General features: G+C 29.1%; 17 protein-coding genes and 1 riboswitch. Of the genes, 7 read left to right on the top strand and 10 right to left on the bottom strand.

What is annotated here, in order from left to right; genetic code table 11:
• Position 1: 1 nt before the first annotated feature.
• On the bottom strand, positions 2-1,804 hold the full coding sequence (locus KK2020170_RS12840; protein WP_221258715.1) for a histidine kinase: 1,803 nt from the start codon (positions 1,802-1,804) through the stop codon (positions 2-4).
• Positions 1,805-1,978: 174 nt separating this feature from the next.
• Here KK2020170_RS12840 and KK2020170_RS12835 point away from each other — a divergent pair, with 174 nt between their 5' ends.
• Both KK2020170_RS12835 and mtaB read left to right on the top strand, forming a co-directional pair.
• A complete protein-coding gene (locus tag KK2020170_RS12835) occupies positions 1,979-3,769 on the top strand; it encodes a T9SS type A sorting domain-containing protein (RefSeq protein ID WP_221258714.1) in 1,791 nt (596 codons plus the stop codon).
• Positions 3,770-4,004: 235 nt separating this feature from the next.
• On the top strand, positions 4,005-5,333 hold the full coding sequence (gene mtaB, locus KK2020170_RS12830; RefSeq protein ID WP_221258713.1) for a tRNA (N(6)-L-threonylcarbamoyladenosine(37)-C(2))-methylthiotransferase MtaB: 1,329 nt from the start codon (positions 4,005-4,007) through the stop codon (positions 5,331-5,333).
• A 3-nt stretch (positions 5,334-5,336) separates the two neighbouring features.
• Here the strand turns inward: mtaB and KK2020170_RS12825 are convergent, their stop codons facing one another.
• Genes KK2020170_RS12825 through KK2020170_RS12810 form a run of 4 tightly spaced genes read right to left on the bottom strand, consistent with a single transcriptional unit; the run spans position 5,337 to position 9,173 of the window.
• Positions 5,337-5,879 carry an acyl-CoA thioesterase gene (locus KK2020170_RS12825; protein ID WP_221258712.1) on the bottom strand — a complete coding sequence of 181 codons (543 nt, stop codon included), beginning with the start codon at positions 5,877-5,879 and terminating at the stop codon, positions 5,337-5,339.
• Complete coding sequence (locus KK2020170_RS12820) at positions 5,866-6,258, bottom strand: 6-phosphogluconate dehydrogenase (protein WP_255567319.1); 393 nt, start codon at positions 6,256-6,258, stop codon at positions 5,866-5,868. The genes KK2020170_RS12825 and KK2020170_RS12820 overlap by 14 nt, the downstream gene beginning before the upstream one ends.
• 8 nt (positions 6,259-6,266) lie before the next feature.
• A complete protein-coding gene (locus KK2020170_RS12815; protein ID WP_221258711.1) occupies positions 6,267-7,643 on the bottom strand; it encodes a DNA recombination protein RmuC in 1,377 nt (458 codons plus the stop codon).
• 21 nt (positions 7,644-7,664) lie between these two features.
• Entirely contained in the window at positions 7,665-9,173 is a 1,509-nt protein-coding gene (locus KK2020170_RS12810) for a reverse transcriptase domain-containing protein (protein ID WP_221258710.1), read from the bottom strand.
• Positions 9,174-9,659: 486 nt separating this feature from the next.
• Here KK2020170_RS12810 and KK2020170_RS12805 point away from each other — a divergent pair, with 486 nt between their 5' ends.
• Together KK2020170_RS12805 and KK2020170_RS12800 are read left to right on the top strand one after the other, a co-directional pair.
• Positions 9,660-10,385: a hypothetical protein gene (locus tag KK2020170_RS12805; protein WP_221258709.1), complete on the top strand. Its 726-nt coding sequence runs from the start codon at positions 9,660-9,662 to the stop codon at positions 10,383-10,385.
• A gap of 47 nt (positions 10,386-10,432) precedes the next feature.
• Positions 10,433-11,002 (top strand): pseudouridine synthase, encoded by a 570-nt coding sequence (locus KK2020170_RS12800; protein WP_221258708.1) that lies wholly within the window; start codon positions 10,433-10,435, stop codon positions 11,000-11,002.
• Positions 11,003-11,040: 38 nt separating this feature from the next.
• Here the strand turns inward: KK2020170_RS12800 and KK2020170_RS12795 are convergent, their stop codons facing one another.
• Genes KK2020170_RS12795 through KK2020170_RS12780 form a run of 4 tightly spaced genes read right to left on the bottom strand, consistent with a single transcriptional unit; the run spans position 11,041 to position 14,785 of the window.
• Positions 11,041-11,802: a dienelactone hydrolase family protein gene (locus KK2020170_RS12795; RefSeq protein WP_221258707.1), complete on the bottom strand. Its 762-nt coding sequence runs from the start codon at positions 11,800-11,802 to the stop codon at positions 11,041-11,043.
• 45 nt (positions 11,803-11,847) lie between these two features.
• Positions 11,848-12,627: an ABC transporter ATP-binding protein gene (locus KK2020170_RS12790; RefSeq protein ID WP_221258706.1), complete on the bottom strand. Its 780-nt coding sequence runs from the start codon at positions 12,625-12,627 to the stop codon at positions 11,848-11,850.
• A complete protein-coding gene (locus KK2020170_RS12785) occupies positions 12,627-13,658 on the bottom strand; it encodes an iron ABC transporter permease (protein ID WP_221258705.1) in 1,032 nt (343 codons plus the stop codon). Before KK2020170_RS12785 ends, KK2020170_RS12790 begins: the two co-directional genes overlap by 1 nt.
• Positions 13,658-14,785 (bottom strand): ABC transporter substrate-binding protein, encoded by a 1,128-nt coding sequence (locus KK2020170_RS12780; RefSeq protein WP_221258704.1) that lies wholly within the window; start codon positions 14,783-14,785, stop codon positions 13,658-13,660. The genes KK2020170_RS12785 and KK2020170_RS12780 overlap by 1 nt, the downstream gene beginning before the upstream one ends.
• A gap of 223 nt (positions 14,786-15,008) precedes the next feature.
• A riboswitch (cobalamin riboswitch) is annotated at positions 15,009-15,205 on the top strand.
• Positions 15,206-15,283: 78 nt separating this feature from the next.
• Here KK2020170_RS12780 and KK2020170_RS12775 point away from each other — a divergent pair.
• Complete coding sequence (locus tag KK2020170_RS12775) at positions 15,284-17,227, top strand: TonB-dependent receptor plug domain-containing protein (protein WP_221258703.1); 1,944 nt, start codon at positions 15,284-15,286, stop codon at positions 17,225-17,227.
• Positions 17,228-17,274: 47 nt separating this feature from the next.
• Here the strand turns inward: KK2020170_RS12775 and KK2020170_RS12770 are convergent, their stop codons facing one another.
• Positions 17,275-18,234 carry an FKBP-type peptidyl-prolyl cis-trans isomerase gene (locus tag KK2020170_RS12770; RefSeq protein WP_221258702.1) on the bottom strand — a complete coding sequence of 320 codons (960 nt, stop codon included), beginning with the start codon at positions 18,232-18,234 and terminating at the stop codon, positions 17,275-17,277.
• Positions 18,235-18,308: 74 nt separating this feature from the next.
• Here KK2020170_RS12770 and KK2020170_RS12765 point away from each other — a divergent pair, with 74 nt between their 5' ends.
• Both KK2020170_RS12765 and KK2020170_RS12760 read left to right on the top strand, forming a co-directional pair.
• The gene (locus KK2020170_RS12765; RefSeq protein WP_221258701.1) at positions 18,309-18,695 is read left to right on the top strand and encodes an RNA-binding S4 domain-containing protein; all 387 of its coding nucleotides are present in this window, start codon (positions 18,309-18,311) and stop codon (positions 18,693-18,695) included.
• Entirely contained in the window at positions 18,679-19,260 is a 582-nt protein-coding gene (locus tag KK2020170_RS12760) for a methyltransferase domain-containing protein (protein ID WP_221258700.1), read from the top strand. Before KK2020170_RS12765 ends, KK2020170_RS12760 begins: the two co-directional genes overlap by 17 nt.
• Position 19,261: the final 1 nt, after the last annotated feature.

Genomic DNA, 19,261 nt, shown 5'->3' with positions numbered 1-19,261 from the left:
GTTAAGCGTTTAAAAGCGGTAAAACAAATGTAACTAAAACTTCATTTTCATACATTTCAAATTTGAAATCTGTTTTTGTTTTATGAATTTTTTGATGTAATTCCATTCGTTGTTTTGTGATTTCTAAACCACGCGACGGTTCATTATTTACTTTTTTAGTTGAATTTGTTTCGTCTCCAATTTTATTATTTTTTATTACAATCTCAAATTGATTATTCATTTTATGAATTGCAATTTCAATTTTTCCACCTATATTGTTTTGATAACCACCATGTTCAATTGCGTTTTCTAAAACCGTTTGTGTTAAAGCACTTGGTAATTTATATTGGTGTAATTCATCATTTGAAAAATTGTTAGAAATGGTAAATTCAAAATTGTTTTCATATCGATGTTGTTGCGTTTTTAAATAATTTTCCATCATTTGTTTTTCTTCAAATAATGTCCATTCATCTTTAAAAGTACTTTCTAATAATAAGCGAGAAAAGCGAGAAATATCAGAAGTATAATTAATTAAACTTTCATCCAAATCATGTTCAATTAATGTGGCTTGAAGTGAAGTAAATGCATTGTTTATATAATGCGGATTAAATTGCGAACGTGTTAACTTTGAACGTAACGCTAAATTTTGAATCGTATTAATTTTCTTTTGATAAAAGAATACAATCAAACTCGTTAACATGATTAAAATTAAACCGATTACAGAAAATGTTAACAATTGTTTGTTTTTCTCTAATTCGAAAGTTTGAATCTTCTCTTTTTGTTTCAAAATAGTAATTTCAGCTTCTTTCTTTTCGGTTTCGTATTTTATGTTTAATTCTTTAATTAAATCTTTGTGTTTTTGGTCAACTACACTATCGCGATACACATAATACATGTCATACGCATATAAAGCGCTATCGATTTTATTTTCTCCTTTATAAATATCATATAAAGTAGCATAATTTTTACCTATGTTATGTAGTTTTTTTAATTTTTTATTGGTTTCAATTAATTCAAAAACATTTATTTTGGCTTGCTTATATTTTTTTTGTTTCATGTACACATATGCCAAATTTCCTTTTGCAGATAAAAGTGATACTGCATTAGACTTTTCAGCATCAGCAATTGCATTTTTAAAATATTTTTCGGCTGCAATATAATCTTCCTTTTCACAACTCATCAGTCCTAAATAATTATTAGCCATTACTTTCATTTTATAATCTTCAGGAGTTGATTTTTGTAGCATTATTTTGCTATAATAGATTGTACTATCAATGTTTTTTTGTGCAACATAATAATTTGCTAATCCACCAAGTGCTTGAAGGTATTTTTCATTATTTTTAATATTTTCAGCAAGTTTTACGGATTGTTTTAAATAGCCCAATGCTACTTGTTGCGCTGTTTTACGTTCGTCTTTACTACCAAGGTTATTATATTCACTACCTATTTTAATGTAATAACTTCCTAACCTGAAGTTTGAGGTTGCAAGCTGACTTAAATCGTTATGATTTTCAAATATTTTTTGAGCATTTAATTGTATTTCAATGGCTTTTAAAAAATCATTTTTTTGATATTCACACCAACTTAACTCGGTTAATAATTTTGCATAAAGAATTTCTGCTTCTTTTGTTTCGTATTTATCAACTAAGCGAATGCCTTCCAATATTTTATTTTTTATACTATCAGAAGAATTAACTTTTTCTAAATTTTGAAAAATCACTTCAGCCACTTTAATAGTTTTGTTGTATTTATAATCTGTATCCTTGTTGTTTTGAGAAAAAACGAAATTAGAAATGATTAAAAAAAATGAAATTAATTGTCTCATAAATGAATATATTTCTGCCAAAGTAAAAGTACAATTAAGTTTCTATTTTTAGTATTTCAAAAATTAAACAAATCCATGCATTTATTAAGTTAAAGATTGCAACTATTAAACCTTATATTTAAAGGTCTCTAAATCGTACTACTTTCGAATTGTAAAACTTTAAAAATTACAATTATGAAACGAATTCTACTTTTATTAATGTTTGCTTTTTATGGAGTAAATTTAAATTCACAAACTTTTGATTGGGTTAAAACAACAGGTAATGCAACTAACGATTATGCAACAAAAATTGCTACAGATGCATCAGGTAATGTTTATGCATTAGGCACCTATTCTGGTACTTTAGATTTAGATCCTTCAAGTGGAACTTTGAATGTTACTGCAGTTGGCGGTACTGATATTTTTATTCAAAAATTTGATGCAGCCGGAAATTTTATAAATGGAATATCTATAGGTGGGCCAGGAAATGATGTTGGTTCAAGTATTTTAATAGATAATAACGGTTATACAACTGTTGCTGGAGTTTTTGAACAGATTATAGATTTAGATCCAAGCGCTGCTCAAAATGGCCATGCCGTTTATAATTTTGGAACAAGTAAAGATTTTTTTATTGTAAAATATGATGATTTAGCATATGCTTTTTCTAAAGCAATTGGTGGTGCAGGTGATGATATTGTTAATGCAATGGATGTGGATTCTAATAACAATTTAATTTTAACCGGTATTTATAGAGGAACAGTAGATTTTAATCCAAATATTAGTGTAAATAATTCATTAACAACTACTTCTGGAGGAGAAGCTTATGTGTTAAAATTAGACACTAACTTAGATTACGTATGGGCAAAATCATTTGTGACAACTGATACAAATGGAAACATGGGAACTTCAATAAAAGTTGATAGTACAGACAATATTATTGTAGCTGGAACTTTTAAAGGTGCTTCTGATTTTGATCCTAATGCTGGTGTGCAAAGCGTTTCTGCTCAAACTAGTTTTTCTGCTGGATTTATAGTAAAATTATCCTCTGTTGGAAATTATATTTGGAAAGCAACTTTAAATACAACAGATAATAATATATCAGGTAATATTTATGCTTCAACTCAAGAAACTTTTTTACGAGAAATAGCGATTGATGTAAATGATAATGTTGTTGCGATTGGAACATTTAGAGGAAGAGTAGTTGATTTTGATCCTAATTCTGGTACTGTAAATATTAATAGTGATATGCATATTCAATCAGGTTCCCCAACAATTTATACGTATAAAAATACGGGATATTTATGGAAATTGAGTAGTACAGGAAGTTATGTTTGGGCTGGTGCAATTAGAACTAATTCAAGCTACGTTTCAGGAGGGGATATCCACCCTTTTGCATTAGTATTTGATAATAATAATGATTTCTATTTTTCAGGTCACTTTAGGCAAAATATTGATTTAAATCCTGCAAGTGGTTATACCTGGTTAACAAGTAATGGGAATAATGATGTATTTATTGGTAAATTTTCTGGAAGTACTAATGACTTAATTTGGGCAAGAAGTTATGGAGGTGCAAATAATGTGTATACTAATGATATGAAAATTTCAGCAGGTAAATTATTACTTTTCGGGAGTTTTGCTGCCACCGTTGATTTTGACCCAAATTCTGGGACTCAAAATGCTACTTCACAAGGTGGTAACGACACTTATTTATTATCTTTAAATGAAACCTCTTTATTAAGTAATTCATCTTTTACGGGAATTGATTTTAAAATCTATCCAAATCCAGTTTCATCAAATTTAAATCTACAAACAGAATTGGATGATTTCAATTACACTATATATTCCATTGAAGGTAAAGTTGTAAAACAAGGAAAATCTAATATTTCAGAAACTTCTGTTGATGTTTCTAATTTAAATGCTGGAATTTATTTAGTAGAATTAGAATCAAATGGGACTAAATCAATTCAGAAAATTATAAAACATTAATAATGCAATTTTTAGAAAAATATCGATTAGAGATTTTACTATTTGTTCTCTATGGAACAATAGTACTCGCTTTGCTTAAGGTGATTTTTAGTTAGGTTTGTTTTTGAAAGAGTTCTTCGGAACTCTTTTTTTATTTATAAAATTGACACATCAACTTATTGTCAAATTAACACATTAGCATTATCTTTGCACTCCTCAATTTTCTGACAACGAATTCATTGATTGAGTGTTACTTATGGAAAACAAAAAGAAAGTAGCGTTTTATACGCTTGGATGTAAATTAAACTTTTCTGAAACATCCACTATTGCCAGAAATTTTCAAGAAGAAGGTTTTGATCGTGTTGACTTTGAAGAAGTAGCCGATATTTATGTAATCAATACATGTTCGGTTACCGATAATGCTGATAAACAATTCAAACAAGTGGTGCGCAAAGCTTTACAAAAGAATGATAAAGCGTTTGTTGCGGCTGTTGGATGTTATGCACAATTAAAACCAGAAGAATTAGCCGCTGTTGATGGTGTTGATTTAGTTTTAGGAGCAACTGAGAAATTCAAAATTACCGATTACATTAATGACTTGTCTAAAAACGATATGGGTGAAGTACATTCATGCGAAATTGAAGAAGCCGATTTTTATGTAGGAAGTTATTCGATTGGCGATAGAACTCGTGCGTTTTTAAAAGTACAAGATGGTTGCGATTATAAATGTACCTATTGTACGATTCCATTAGCAAGAGGAATTTCTCGAAGCGATACTATGGAAAATGTAATGAAAAATGCAGCTGAAATTTCAGCGAAAGGAATTAAAGAAATTGTTTTAACGGGTGTTAATATTGGTGATTACGGGAAAGGCGAATTCGGAAATAAAAAACACGAACATACTTTTTTAGAATTGGTGCAATATTTAGATGAGGTCGAAGGAATAGAGCGTTTACGTATTTCTTCTATTGAACCAAATCTATTGAAAAATGAAACCATTGAATTTGTATCAAAAAGTAGAACCTTTGTGCCACATTTTCATATTCCTTTGCAATCGGGTTCGAACGATATTTTAAAGAAAATGAAACGTCGTTATTTACGCGAATTATATGTTGATAGAGTGAATAAAATTCGTGAAGTAATGCCACATGCTTGTATCGGTGTGGATGTTATTGTTGGTTTTCCAGGTGAAACCGACGAACATTTCTTGGAAACGTATCATTTTTTGAATGATTTAGATATTTCGTATTTGCACGTTTTTACCTATTCGGAAAGAGATAACACGGAAGCGGTTGAAATGGATGGAGTAGTGCCAAAGAATGTTCGTGCGAAACGCAGTAAAATGTTACGCGGGCTTTCTGTTAAAAAACGTAGAGCTTTTTATGAAAGTCAGGTTGGGACAACTAGAACCGTTTTATTTGAAGGTGAAAATAAAGAAGGTTATATTCATGGATTTACCGAAAACTATGTAAAAGTAATTGCACCTTGGAATCCAGAATTAGTGAATACATTACACGAAGTGAACCTAACTAAAATAGATGAAGAAGGTCGCGTTCGAATTGAATTTGTAAATGAATTAGTTTAAAAATTATAAATCTAAAATTACATTGTAATTTTTTAAAGAAGCTAAAGACTCTTCTGAAGTATGATCAAATTTTTCTTCAAGGGTTTTTAGCTTTTTCTTTTGATTTATTTTTCTAACTGCATCGAAAAATCGTCTTACTTCTTCCAGACTTTTAATTTCTAGGGTTGGAACTTTTGTGTTGTTACCGGATTCATTTTTAGCAACCATTGTGAAGTAACTTGAGTTGCAATGTTTTTTTACACCCGTTTGAATATTTTCAGAATCAACACGAATTCCCACTACCATAGAACTGTTTCCAACATAATTTACTGAAGCTTTTAATGTAACTAATTCGCCAACTTCAACAGGATTTAAAAAATCGACTGTATCAACTGAAGCTGTAACACAATAACAACCTGAATATTTAGAAGCTGAAGCAAAAGCAATTTGATCCATTAATTTTAAAAGATAACCACCGTGAATTTTCCCACTAAAGTTAGAATGGGAAGGTAACATTAATTCAGATAATATAATTTTTGAAGCAGCTACAGTTTTACTTTTCATCATAAGTATTGATATTAAAATGTGGAGAATTTTCCCTTTCTACTTTAGTTATAAAATAACGAGTATCTCCCCACCAAAAAAATGTACGATAACGTTCAACATATTCAACTTTTACATACATACCTTGGTAGTCTTTCAACTGATTGATGATTTCTTGATTTTTACCTTCAACCGAAAAACTAAAAATTTGTGCTCCAGAAATTCCTTGACTTATTTCTCCTTCCCAAGTTTTTATGATATAACCTTTATTACTAATTTTTATTAATTCACCTGAGCGAACACCTTCGCTGTAAGGAACATAATAAACAAAACTATAATAACCTATAAATCCTAAGAATAGGAATAGAACTGTAAAAAGTAAAAATTTCTTAAGCTTTGCCATACTAACAATTATTTATTTTCTTCTAAAAACTCTTCATTTTCGGTTGCACGTTTCAAAATATTTTCTGGTAAGGCTTTTTTAGCTTTAGCTCCCATTTTCTTTAGCTTTTCAACACTAGTAACTAAGTTTCCTTTCCCTTCAACTAATTTATTCATAGCACTACCATATTCGCTTTTGGCTTCGTCCATTTTTTTACCAATTTTGATCAAATCTTGAACAAAACCTTCAAATTTGTCATATAATGCTCCAGCCTGTCGGGCAATTTCAATTGCATTTTCTTGTTGCTTTTGGTTGGTCCACATACTATCAATTGTACGAAGTGTAGCCAAAAGGGTAGAAGGAGTTACAATCACAATATTCTTTTCAAAAGCCTTGTTGTATAGCGTATTGTCTTCTTGTAAAGCAATTGCAAAAGCTGGTTCAATTGGGATAAATAATAAAACAAAATCTGGACTTTCCATGTGATAAATATCCTGATAGTTTTTGTCACCTAATTGTTCAACATGTCTTTTAATCGAACTAACATGTTCTTTTAGAAAATTAGCTTTTAAAGTGTCATCGTCTTCATTTACATAACGTTCATAAGCGGTTAACGAAACTTTAGAGTCGATAACCATTTTCTTACCATCGGGTAAATTGATGATAACATCTGGCATTATACGATTGCCATCTTCGGTTGTAAAACTTTGTTGCACTTCATATTCACGACCTTTTTCTAAGCCCGATTTTTCCAAAACGCGTTCTAATACCAATTCGCCCCAATTTCCTTGCATTTTACTGTCTCCTTTTAATGCTTTGGTTAGGTTAATGGTTTCTTTACTCATTTGCTCGTTCATTTCCTTCAGTCCTAAAATTTGTTGGCGAAGCGCAGCATGATAGTCAATACTTTCTTTGTGTGTATCTTCTACTTTTTTCTCAAACAATTGAATTTTTTCCTGAAGTGGATTCAGGATGGTTTTCATGTTTTCTTTGTTTTGTTCGGTGAATTTAGTAGTTTTTTCTTCTAATATTTTATTTGCCAAAAGCTCAAATTCTTTAGTAAATTTTTCTTGAACTTCAGTTAATTCTTGTTTTTGTTCTTTGTTTCGTTCCAATAAATTATCGAAGTCATTTTCCTTTTTGGCTAGATGAATGGCTAAACTTTCTTTTTCTTTTTGAAGCGTATCTTTTTCAATAGATAAGTTTTCTAAACTCTTTTCCAACTGATTTTTATCTTGTTGAAACTGTTGTTTTAGCTGATCTATTTGGTTCAACAAACCATTAATACGCTCTTCTAAACTAGAAGTTGTAGATTTTGAGTTTGCCTGTGATAATATTTTTCCAAGATAAAATCCTATTCCAAGAGCAATAATAAATGCTACAATGATTATAATGGCTGTGTTCATTTTTTTAAATTTATTGTAAAGTTAAGATTCCTTTTTAACATTTGAAAAATTATATTTTTTTAAAGTTTTTTGAAGAATTTTCCAATGGTTTTTGATTTGTTTTTTAATTTCTGGAGCTTCAAGTTCTTCAGATGCCTTATAGATATATTTTATATAATTACCCCTAAATTTTTTGTTTATATCTTGAACTTTTTGGGCACCATTTATATATTCTACTTTTTTAGTTTTCAAAAATCTTTTTTTTACTCCTTTATAAGAATAAAGTCTATAAATTTTTCTTTTAAAAATAGGAGCCTCATCTAAAAGATATTTTTCCTTTATTTTTTCAACTCTTTTAGATTTTCTTCTTACAGCTTGCTTCATTTCCCTATAAAAATTGGCAAGGTTTTTAGATTTAACTAAAATTTTATCGCCGTAAAATTCAAAACCGAGATAAGTTAAAGGTATGTTTTTTTTAATTGAATCTTTTTTGAAATTAAAACATTCAATTTTATTGTTGCTTTCTTTAAATATTGTTTTTTCAGTCTTTTCTTTTGATATGACAAGTTTAATGTCTTTAATTCTATCTAAGATATAAGATTCAACGAATTCGGTTTGATTTTCTTCACAAATTACAATAATATCGTCTGAGTATCTTCTATAAAATATGTTTGATTTTGTACATAATTCACCATAAACAGCTTTGTCAAAAGGCAACATATACATGTTGGCTAAAAGAGCACTAATAGGTAAACCTTGTGGAATACCTATGATTTTTCCGTCTTTCTTTTTTTGATTTTTATGAATAACTATATCTGATTCTATAAGTTCTTTTATATCATCGTAAAAAGTATGTTTTCCAAGTTTTTTTAAATGACTTAATTTCTTTTCATCAAAATGTTTTTGTTTGACTTTTAAATCTTTCAGTTTTACATAAGAAAAAAGTGTAGCAGATTTAAAAATATTATAATGGTCTTTTGGTAATGATTTTGTTCCAAGTATTTCAGACCATATTAATTTTAATAATTTATGATTTAGAGAAGGAAAGAAATTCTCAATATCAAAAGCTAAAACAACACAATTTTTTCTTTTTTTAATTTCATCAAACACATCCTTAGCAAAATGAACATTGTTTTTGTATTTAATTCCATCTTCCGTTAAAATTTGTCTATAGGCAGAAATACAATTTGAAAAATCTTTATTTTTATTTAGATAGTTTTCATATTTAGGGCCAATGATTTTATGTGTGTAATAAGAATAAATATGTGCATCAATATGCGTAGCATACATTATTTCTCTAATCTTTGTATTTGATATAATATTACCTCTTTTGTCTATTTTCTTGTGAGATCTCTTTAATTCTCCATTAAAATCTGAAAGTTTGTACCTTCTCTGTTTTATTTCTTTAAAAATTAATGGAGAAAATGAATGTTTAGTAATTTTTGATTTATCATTTATATAACTCTTAATTTCTTTTTTTTTAGAAATTGGAGTTTTATTTGTAAAATGAGGGTATCCTCTATCCTTAAACCAATCTTTTTGTTTTTTCATTTTAAATGTTAAAAGCAATAGAAGTTCTCGCACGGATTTTTATGAAATAAAAACTTACACCTTTTTAGGTTGAGTCATTAGCCGAATTCTCGACTCCCGTTGATTCATTACGTACCTTTGTTAGAAAACTTAATACAGATGATAAATATAATTATTTCAGCTTTACAGCTGTTTGAGAAAATCAATAAAGTTGGAGGGAATTCCCTCAAACTGGGCAGGATTGCTCAAATTATACTATCCTTTCTTTTAATAAACTTAGAAATATCGATATTTATTTGTTTATTTAAAGAAAATTTCACTTTTCTTAATCTACATATTTATTAACCCTTAAGATATTTAAGGTTTGATTAAGTGATTTCTAATTCTTAATCAGAAATACAATAACTCAACAAATGTTTTTATTTAAATAACTAAAGAACTTCTTTGCTTTGTGTAAAAATATTAAATATTTTTTATATTTTCGTAAATAATAAGTTTAAAAATGATATGAGTAATAAATTTAATATAGGAGATATTGTTACACTGAAGAGTCATCCTCTTTTAACTAGAAATTATCAAATGATACTTGAGTTTCCTGCTCAAGTTCCTCCTTTAATGTTGGTTAAAGAAATACATTTTGAAGACTCTAAGAAAAAAAAGATTTATCATGAAGATTTAGGTAAAGATTATAAAGTAGCTGATTTAATTAAATACTGTTGCGTTTATTTTAATGGTAATAAAAGTGAATTTAATGAAATTTTTGTTTATGAATCATTTTTAAATGCTTGTATTGTAATAGATGAAAATAATAAAAAAATTATTAAAGAAAGTTCTTTAAAGTTTTATAGAATTCCTAATGATAAAATTGAATCAGAGGAAGATTTATTAGACGAAGTTTTAAATTATAAAAAACTCAATGTGTATAATTATTGTCAAGTTGTACAATTTAAAACTAAAAAGCTTGAACAAAGAAAATCATTTGATTCAAGAAGTGAAACCATAAATAATACTTTTCAAACACCTGATTTTATTGTTTCTGGTTATAAGTTAGAAGAGCAAAAAGATCTTTTTTATCATGATGGAGAGCCAAAAAAGATATTACCAAAAGAATTATTAAAGGTAACTTGGTTCAACCATTTTGGCCAAAAAATGTCTGAAAAATTTTTACCAAAAGAATTTTTTGTAACTGACATTGATTTTTCTAAAATAGAACCTTCAAAACCAAAAGTCTAAATTTTAATTTGGTAATTGAAAAACGTATTATTGTTCAAAATCGAGCGATGAATCACCAACATTTTGTAATGCACAAACCGCATGGCTTTTTAAGTCAGTTTATTTACGAAAAGAAGCGAAACAAACGTTTGTTAGGTGAATTGTTTTCTTTTCCGGGAGGAACGATGGCAATTGGTCGATTAGATGAAGATTCGGAAGGTTTGTTGCTGTTAACAACCGATGGAATGATGAGTGAAATAGTTCGAGCTAAAACTATTGAAAAAGAATATTATGCACAAGTCGACGGTTTAATAACGGATGAAGCCATAGAGCAATTGCAAAATGGAGTTGAAATTGGTTTTAAAGGTATACGTTATGTAACAAAACCTTGTGATGCTAAGCGTATTATAGAATTACCAGATTATATAGGTGAAGGCAGAAGAATTCGTGATAGACGTCACGGACCAACCAGTTGGGTTTCCATAACAGTAACAGAAGGTAAATTTCGTCAAGTACGTAAAATGACTGCTGCTGTTGGTTTTCCCACATTACGTTTGGTTCGTATTCGAATTGGAAATATACATTTAGAAGGACTAAAAGCTGGTGTAGTAAAAGAGGTTAATGCTTTTGACTTATAAACAGAAAACCCTTTCAAATCGAAAGGGTTTTTAATTTTTTATTTAAAAATTTCGTTAAAAAATTCTTTCATTGCAATCCAACTTCTTCTGTCAGCTAATTCATTGTAGGCAGCTCCTTTACTATTATCGGTATCTAAATCTTTATGAGTAAACGCATGCACAGCATTGGCATAATAAACCATTTGCCAATCGGCTTTTGAATTTCTCATTTCTTCTTGAAATTCTAAAATGTGTTTTTGTGGAACGTAAGGGTCATCAGCACCGTGTAAAACAAGTACTTTACAATTTATTTTTTCTGGAGTTCTTGAAATATCTGTACCTAAACCACCATGAAATGAAACGACACCTTTTACGTTTAAATTTCCTCTTGCAGCTTCTAAAGCTCCAGTTCCTCCAAAACAATATCCAATAACTGCAATCTCGTCTTTGTTCGCACCATGTTTTATTAATTCGTCTAATGCCAATTGAATTCGTCTTTGGTATTCAGAATAATTGGTTTTGAAGTATCCTGCTATTTCACCAGCTTCTGAAGTATTGTTTGGTCGTTTGTCTACGCCATAAATATCAGCAACAAATGCATGATAACCTAATTTAGATAGATCTTCAGCAACTTCTTTAGCGTGTTCATCAATTCCCATCCAAGCAGGAAGAACTAAAACACCAATATTTTTTGGATTTTTAATTTTAGACTTCACGAAGAATCCTTCTAATTTTTGATTACCGTCGTGATACGTTGTCTTGATTAGTTGTGCGTTTACAAAAAAGGTCATAAAAAATAATAAATAAGATAGCTTTTTCATGTTTAGTGTTTTCGTAAAATTAATAATAAAAATAGTTCTATTAATTTATGTTACTTTAAATTTCCCGATTGTTGGATCGAAAATTATATTTTCATTTTGAAATATTTTGTCAAAAACTCCATTACTAATTAGGCTACATGGTTGGTCGTTAAAAATTGCGTCTTCAGTAAATATTATCATATCATCAGCCATTTGAATAGCTAAATCTAAATCGTGTGTAGAATAAATTATGGTTTTATTAGTCTCGTGTGTTAGCTTTTGTAATAACTTTAATAAAGTAACTTTATGAACTAAATCTAAATGGGTTGTAGGCTCGTCTAGAATAATTAATGATGTGTCTTGAGCTAAAGCTCTTGCAATCATTACTTTTTGCAATTGCCCGTCACTAATTTCATAGTGTTTCTTATGAATAAAGTTTCCAATTTCGGTTAAAGCAATTGCTTCATTAATTTTAGCTTTATCTTCATCGGTTAAAATTCCTAACCAATTGGTGTAAGGTTGCCTGCCTAATGCAACAATTTCATAAACCGTTAAATCACTAGATGGAAGTGCTTCAGTTAAAACTAAACTTAATTCTTGTGCTAAAGCATTGGTTTCAAAACTTAAAATATTTTTGTTGTTTAATTCAACTTCTCCATCAAGTGGTGGAATAATCCCAGTAATAGTTTTTAGAAATGTAGATTTCCCAATTCCGTTTTTTCCAATTAACGCTATTAATTTACCGCTATTCAAAGTTAAACTAACATTCGTCTGAACAACCGTTTTTTGTTTTCCTTTAGTATAACCTATAGTTAAATTTTTTGTATGTAAAATTGTTTTGCTCATTACAGTTGAATTTTACGTTTTCTAACTAAAAGCCAAATTATTATAGGTGCTCCAAAAATTGAAGTTATAGCATTTATAGGTAAAGTTAAATCACTACCCGGTAGTTGTGCAATACTATCACATATAAGCATTAAAATCCCACCTAAAAGTAAAGTGCCGAATAATAAAATACTGTGATTGCTAGTTTTAAAAAATAATTTAGCCATATGGGGTATCGCTAGACCAATAAATGCTATTGGGCCTACTAAAGCTGTAATACTTCCTGCTAAAACACTTGTTGCAATTATGATAATGAATCTTGTTTTTTTAAAGTTCACACCGATACTTTTTGCATAGCGTTCTCCTAATAAAAGTGCATTTAATGGTTTAATAACTAGGATGCTTAATAGAATTCCAAAACTTACTAAAAAAATTAAAATAACAACTTCTTTCCACGATAAATTACTTATGCTACCAAGTGACCAAAAAGTATATTTTTGTAATTGTTCTGCAGTTGAAAAATAAGATAATATGGAAACAATTGCACTAGTAAAACTACTGAACATTAATCCAACGATTAAAATTGCCATGGTATCTTTTAATCTTTTTGCAACAATCAAGACAGCGCTTAAAACCGTAAAGCTTCCAAGAGCTGAAGCTAAAGTTAATCCATAACTTGATAAGAAAAATGTGGCAATTGTAGCAGGTAATAATGTTGAACCTAAAATAACAAACGCAACACCTAAACTAGCTCCTGAACTTAAACCTAGAACATAAGGGCCCGCTAAAGGATTTCTAAATAAAGTTTGCATTAACAGACCACTAATTGATAAACCAAAACCTACAAAAACAGCAGTAATGGCTTTAGGAAAACGAAATTGAAAAAGAATGATTTCCCAACTTTCCTTTTCCATTCTTTGCCCAATTAACCCTTTAATAATTTCATTTGTAGGTATAGTAACTGAACCTAGGCTGATATTGAAAATAAATAATGTTACCATTAGAATAATTAAAATGGAAAACAATATTTTATGTTGGAATGAATTAATCATTAATTTAATTTTTCAAAAAAATATAATTGGTACTCAGGTAATACGTTTGGGTGTAATATTTTTATTAAATCTTTAACTACTAAATCAGGTCTGTTTGGTGCTAATTCATAATAAATTACGCCGCCAGTTTTTCCTTTTTTAGAACTAAAGGAATATACATTTTTATTTTGAACCGCTTTAAAATATTTATAATTTGGATTAGAAGTGAGTATTTGTTCAATACTTGTAAATTGTCCAGGACCAATCCAAAAATCAGCATCTTTAGCTTTATCTAGAACAGATTCGAAAGATAATGCTAAGCTTCCAGTTCCTTTAGAATCTTTCCATAAATAATCTCCATTAGCTTCTATTAAAAAGTAAGCAGCCCAACTATCGCCTTGAGGTAAAAACCATTGGTCTTCATAAATGCTCCCAGCCATAATTGTTGGGGAATAAGATGTGTTTTTAGCTAATTTAACCGCTTCTAAATAATCAGTTTTAATTTTATTGAAAATTGAATCTGCCTGTTCGTTTTTGTCATATAAAGCTCCAAAAAACTTAATCCATTCCGCTTTTCCTAAAGGTGTTTTTTCAGTCCAATCACTATTTAAAATAATTTTTTGACCATTTCTTTCAAGGTTCTTATAGGTTTTCATATCACCATCAACACTAAAGCCAACAATTACATCAGGTTGAATGTCTAAAATGATTTCAGTGTTTAACGATTGGTTGTTGCCAATTTCTCGAACATTTCCATTTTCAATTAAAATACGTGTTTTTTCTGATGATACATAATTGGTGTTTGGAAATGCCTTTAATGAGTTTTCAACTCCAAGCATTTCAAGTGATGGAATATGTGTTGTGGAAGTAACAATTACTTTTTGAATTGGAATCTCGATAGAAGTGTATTTAGACAAACTATCAGGAAGTTTATTCCCCTTTTTATGTAAAACGTAAGTGTAATTTTCTGTTGCTTCAGGAAATGTATTTGTAACTGTTACCAATTTAAAAGTATCAAAATCTTTAATTGATAAACCTTTTGCGTTAGAAATTAGTTCTTTTCCATTAGCTCCTTTTTCATGATTAGACTTAGATTCATTGCATGAAATAGTAAGTAAAGTAAGTAAGATTAAAACCAACCAGCGCATAAAAATATTTTTAGCAAAAATAGAGTAAATGTCATTAGTAACAAAAGCTACTATTGTTTTTGTAAGAAATGTTACTTTTGCCTAAAATTTTTAAAGATGAAAGATAGTCCAGAATTTATGGCAGCTGTTGCCACAATTGTTATAGCACATTTTATAATTGGATTTATTTGGCTTTGGCGAAAAATGAATAAGAAAAAATAAATTAAATCTTCTAACTTCTATTATATTTGCACCTGAATTATGGTTGAGGTGTATTTTTTTACACTTCATTAAAAGGGAATCAAGTGAAAAACTTGAGCTGTACCCGCAACTGTAAGCTATAAAGCTTGTTGTTATCTTCTAGCCATTGTTCGTTTTAACGAATGAGAAGGCAAACAACAAGACGCAAGCCAGGAGACCTGCCTAATTCAATAGAGTAACAAACTTTCGGGAAAAAAAGTTTGAGTATGGGTAAACTATGCTTTTCTCCCAAATTATTAAAATTTTTAATTAACCTAAATGAACCAAAAGTTTATTAAGGTAAGCGTTTTTTTTATGCTTACTGGTGTGCTATCTTTTGCACAAGAAAAAGACTCATTACAAATACATGAGTTAAACGAAGTAGTGGTTTCCGACACTAAATTTGAACAATCAAAGGAAAAATCTGGAAAAATTATTGATGTTATTACTGCTGAAGATTTAAAGGCAAAACAAGGACAAAATTTAAGTTCAATTTTAAGTCAAGTTGCTGGAATTGAAATTAATGGAAATCAATCTGCGAATAGCAAAAATCAAGGTGTTTACATTCGCGGAGGTAGAAACCGTCAAGTTGCAATTTATATTGATGGAGTTCCTGTTGTAGATGCATCTGGAATTAATTTAGAATACGATTTACGATTGATTCCAGTAGAGCAAATTGAAAAAATTGAGGTTTTAAAAGGCTCATCAAGTGTTTTGTATGGAACAGGTGCTGCAACTGGTGTTATTAATATTACTTTAAAGAATTCAGTAGAAAAGAACATTAGTGGTAATGCTTATTGGAATGTAGGAACACAGAATGATAGTGAAAAAAAAGATATAGATTTAAATTCGTTTTCTCAAGGTTTTTCTGTAAATGGAAAAATTAAAAAGTTTAGTTATTTAACTTCTTTAAATAGTACTGAAACCAAAGGTTTTTCTGAAGCAGAAGGTGAAGACTACGAAGAGGATATGTTCTCAAGAATAAATGTCTTACAAAAGTTAGGTTTTCAATGGAATGACAAATTGAGTTTTAATTTATTTGGGAATTATGATGCAATTAGAAATACTTTTGATAATAGTTATTCAGGTCCATTAACATCAAGTGATGATTTGAATAATAAAAGTTTTTCTGAGCAATTTAGATTAGGATTACAATCGATTTATAAATATAAAAACGGTGAGTTTAATTTAAATCTAAACGGAGGAACTATTGAAAGAGAAGTTTTTTTAACGAATACTTGGGCTGGTGGAATAGATAATTATAATTATTCTTCAAGAAATGCAAATTTAGATGTAGTTAATAAGTACAATATTTCTAAGGACTTTTATGTTGTTACTGGTTTGCAAGTTCAATATTTCGATATGGAACAAATAGATGCATATACTGATCTAAATAATGAAATGGCTAAATTCAATATATTTGATCCTTATGCAACATTAATTTATAATTCTAAGAATGGATTTAATGTAAATATCGGAGGACGATTAAATAATCATAGCGATTATGGAAGTCATTTTGTTTATAATGTAAATCCGAGTTACAATTTTAAGAACATTCCATTAAAAGTTTTAGTATCATATAGTACGGCTTATATAACTCCAAGTTTATATCAATTGTTTGGGCCTTATGGTAATGAAGAACTTAAACCTGAAGAAAATGCTACTGCTGAATTTGGATTTGAAGCATCACTGTTAAACAAAAAAATTATTTTAAATGCGGTTGGTTTTTATAGACAAGAACAAAATAAAGTAGACTTTTTTACGGATACTACTACTTGGATGTCTTATTACGATAATTTCGATAATGAAATTAATGCAAAAGGTATTGAAACCAACATAACTCTTGATATTACTGAAAAAATTATTTCAAAAGCTAATTATACTTTTACACAAGTTGAAGAACAATTTAGTAGATATATTCCAAAACACAAGGTAAATGTAAATTTACAATATAATGCTAGCGATAGGTTTAATGTGTCTTTAGATTACCAGTATTTATCGGAACGAAATGATGCTTATTTTGATTCTTTCACTTTTACCACTGAAAATGTGGAGTTAGATTCGTGTTCAATTTTTAATGCAAATCTAAATTATCAACTAATTAAAAGTAGACTCTCAGTCTTTACTTCAATTACAAATATTTTTAATGAATATTTTCAAGAAACAATTGGATATAATGCACGAGGTAGAAACTATAAATTAGGTTTAAACTTAACTTTTTAAATTGTTATCTAAAAAAAATCCCAATCGAAAGATTGGGATTTTTAATATTAATTACAAGCTGGATCTAAATGCTTTTTAAGAGTTCCTCCACTACAAGTTGGAATTGAAGAAAAATCATAATAGCTATAAATTCCAGGTGAAGACTCATATCTAATTTCTGATTTTGTTAAAAAACCATCTCCATCATCATCTGGGTCTAAATAATCAGGTAGTCCATCACCATCAGTATCATTTGCTTCTATTTCAAAAGTTTCAATATCTGTATTGTCACCATATTCATATTTTGATAAAATTCTATCAAAGTCATGGTCTCTTGATTTTTGATTATATAACTTAAAATTAAATACAAGTGGTGCATAAGAAGGGATGTTTCCTGTTGCAGAATTGTAATATCCTAAAGCTGAAGGCAAAAACATCACACCTGCTCCAAAATCATTATAGTTAACTGAACCATCAGGGTTATTAGTAATTGTTCCAGTATTGAATTTAGGAATTATTGCTCCCCATCCTCTAATTACATCTTCTAATTGAAACCAAATTGGTGAAATCCTTTCATCAAAAAATATTTGAGCAGTATATTCTGTAGTTACAGTTTCTCCTGCAACGACTTCAGTGTTTGTAGCTTTTTGGAAAGAAAAACCTTTGTAGGCAACCATCGCAGAATCTACACGAGTAACACTTTCACCAATACCTTGTCTTAAATTTAAAAAATAAATTTTGTATTCAACATCATGAGCTTCTACATATAAATTTCTGAACTCTAACTCAGGCATTGCAGATATTGGTGTTTCTGTACCACCTTCTTCGATTTCAAAAAAATTTGTATTATAATCCGAATCAACAACTACATAATGTGTATCTAAAAACTCTTCAATTTTTTCTAAGTCTTCTGGATAAACTTCTGCATAAGGTCTTGCTGGTGGAGCAGTAACTCGATCTTCTTTTTGACAACTAACAGTAATAATAACTAAACTTACTATAGCAATAAAAAATTGATATCTTTTCATTTTCATTAAATTTAGCGCAAGATACAATTTTCCTGTATTTTTGTATTCATATTAACATTGTTTTTTGTTTTTCTATGCGTGTAGATAAGTTTTTGTGGTGTGTCCGATATTTTAAAACGAGAGGTTTGGCTGCTGATGCTATTAAAAAAGGACATGTTTCGGTGAATGGTCAAGTTGCAAAAGCGTCTCGAGAAGTATATGCTACAGATAAAATTGTGTTGCGAAAAGACCAAATTAATTATGAATTAACGGTTTTAGATATTCCTCAAAGTAGAATAGGTGCAAAACTTGTAGATATCTATAGAAAAGATACAACACCGCTTGAAGCTTTTGAACATTTAGAATTATTAAAATTATCAAAAGAGCATTACAGGGCAAAAGGAACAGGAAGACCTACAAAGAAAGATAGAAGGGATATTGACGATTATACCGAGGAAGGTAGTTATGGCGAATTTGAATAAAGATTTTTGGGAAAATAGATACATTTCTAATGAAATTGGTTGGGATGTTGGTGAAATAACAATTCCTTTAAAGGAATATATTGATCAAATTGAAAATAAAGATTTAAAAATTTTAATACCCGGTGCTGGTAATGGTTACGAGTTCGATTACCTAATTTCTAATGGTTTTAAAAATGTATGGGTAGTTGATATCGCAAAACAACCATTAGAAAATTTAGCATCAAGAAATCCTGAATTTAAAAATAATTTTATCCAAAGTGATTTCTTTGAACTAAATAATGAATTTGATTTAATTATCGAACAAACTTTCTTTTGTGCTCTTGAACCCAATTTGCGAAGTAAGTATGTTGATAAAATGTATTCACTTTTAAGTAAAAAAGGTAAAATATTCGGTTTATTATTTGATTTTGAATTGACAGAAGTTGGTCCACCTTTTGGAGGATGCAAGGAAGAATATATTGAACTGTTTACAGAAAAATTTAATTTAAAAGTTTTAGAAAGAGCATATAATTCAATAAAACCTAGAGAAGGAAGAGAACTCTTTTTTATCTTTGAAAAAAAATAAG

Source organism: Flavobacterium okayamense, from assembly GCF_019702945.1.
Lineage (GTDB): Bacteria > Bacteroidota > Bacteroidia > Flavobacteriales > Flavobacteriaceae > Flavobacterium > Flavobacterium okayamense.
The sequence above is the reverse complement of the archived record's forward strand: the minus strand, read 5'-3'. Positions and strand labels throughout refer to the sequence as shown.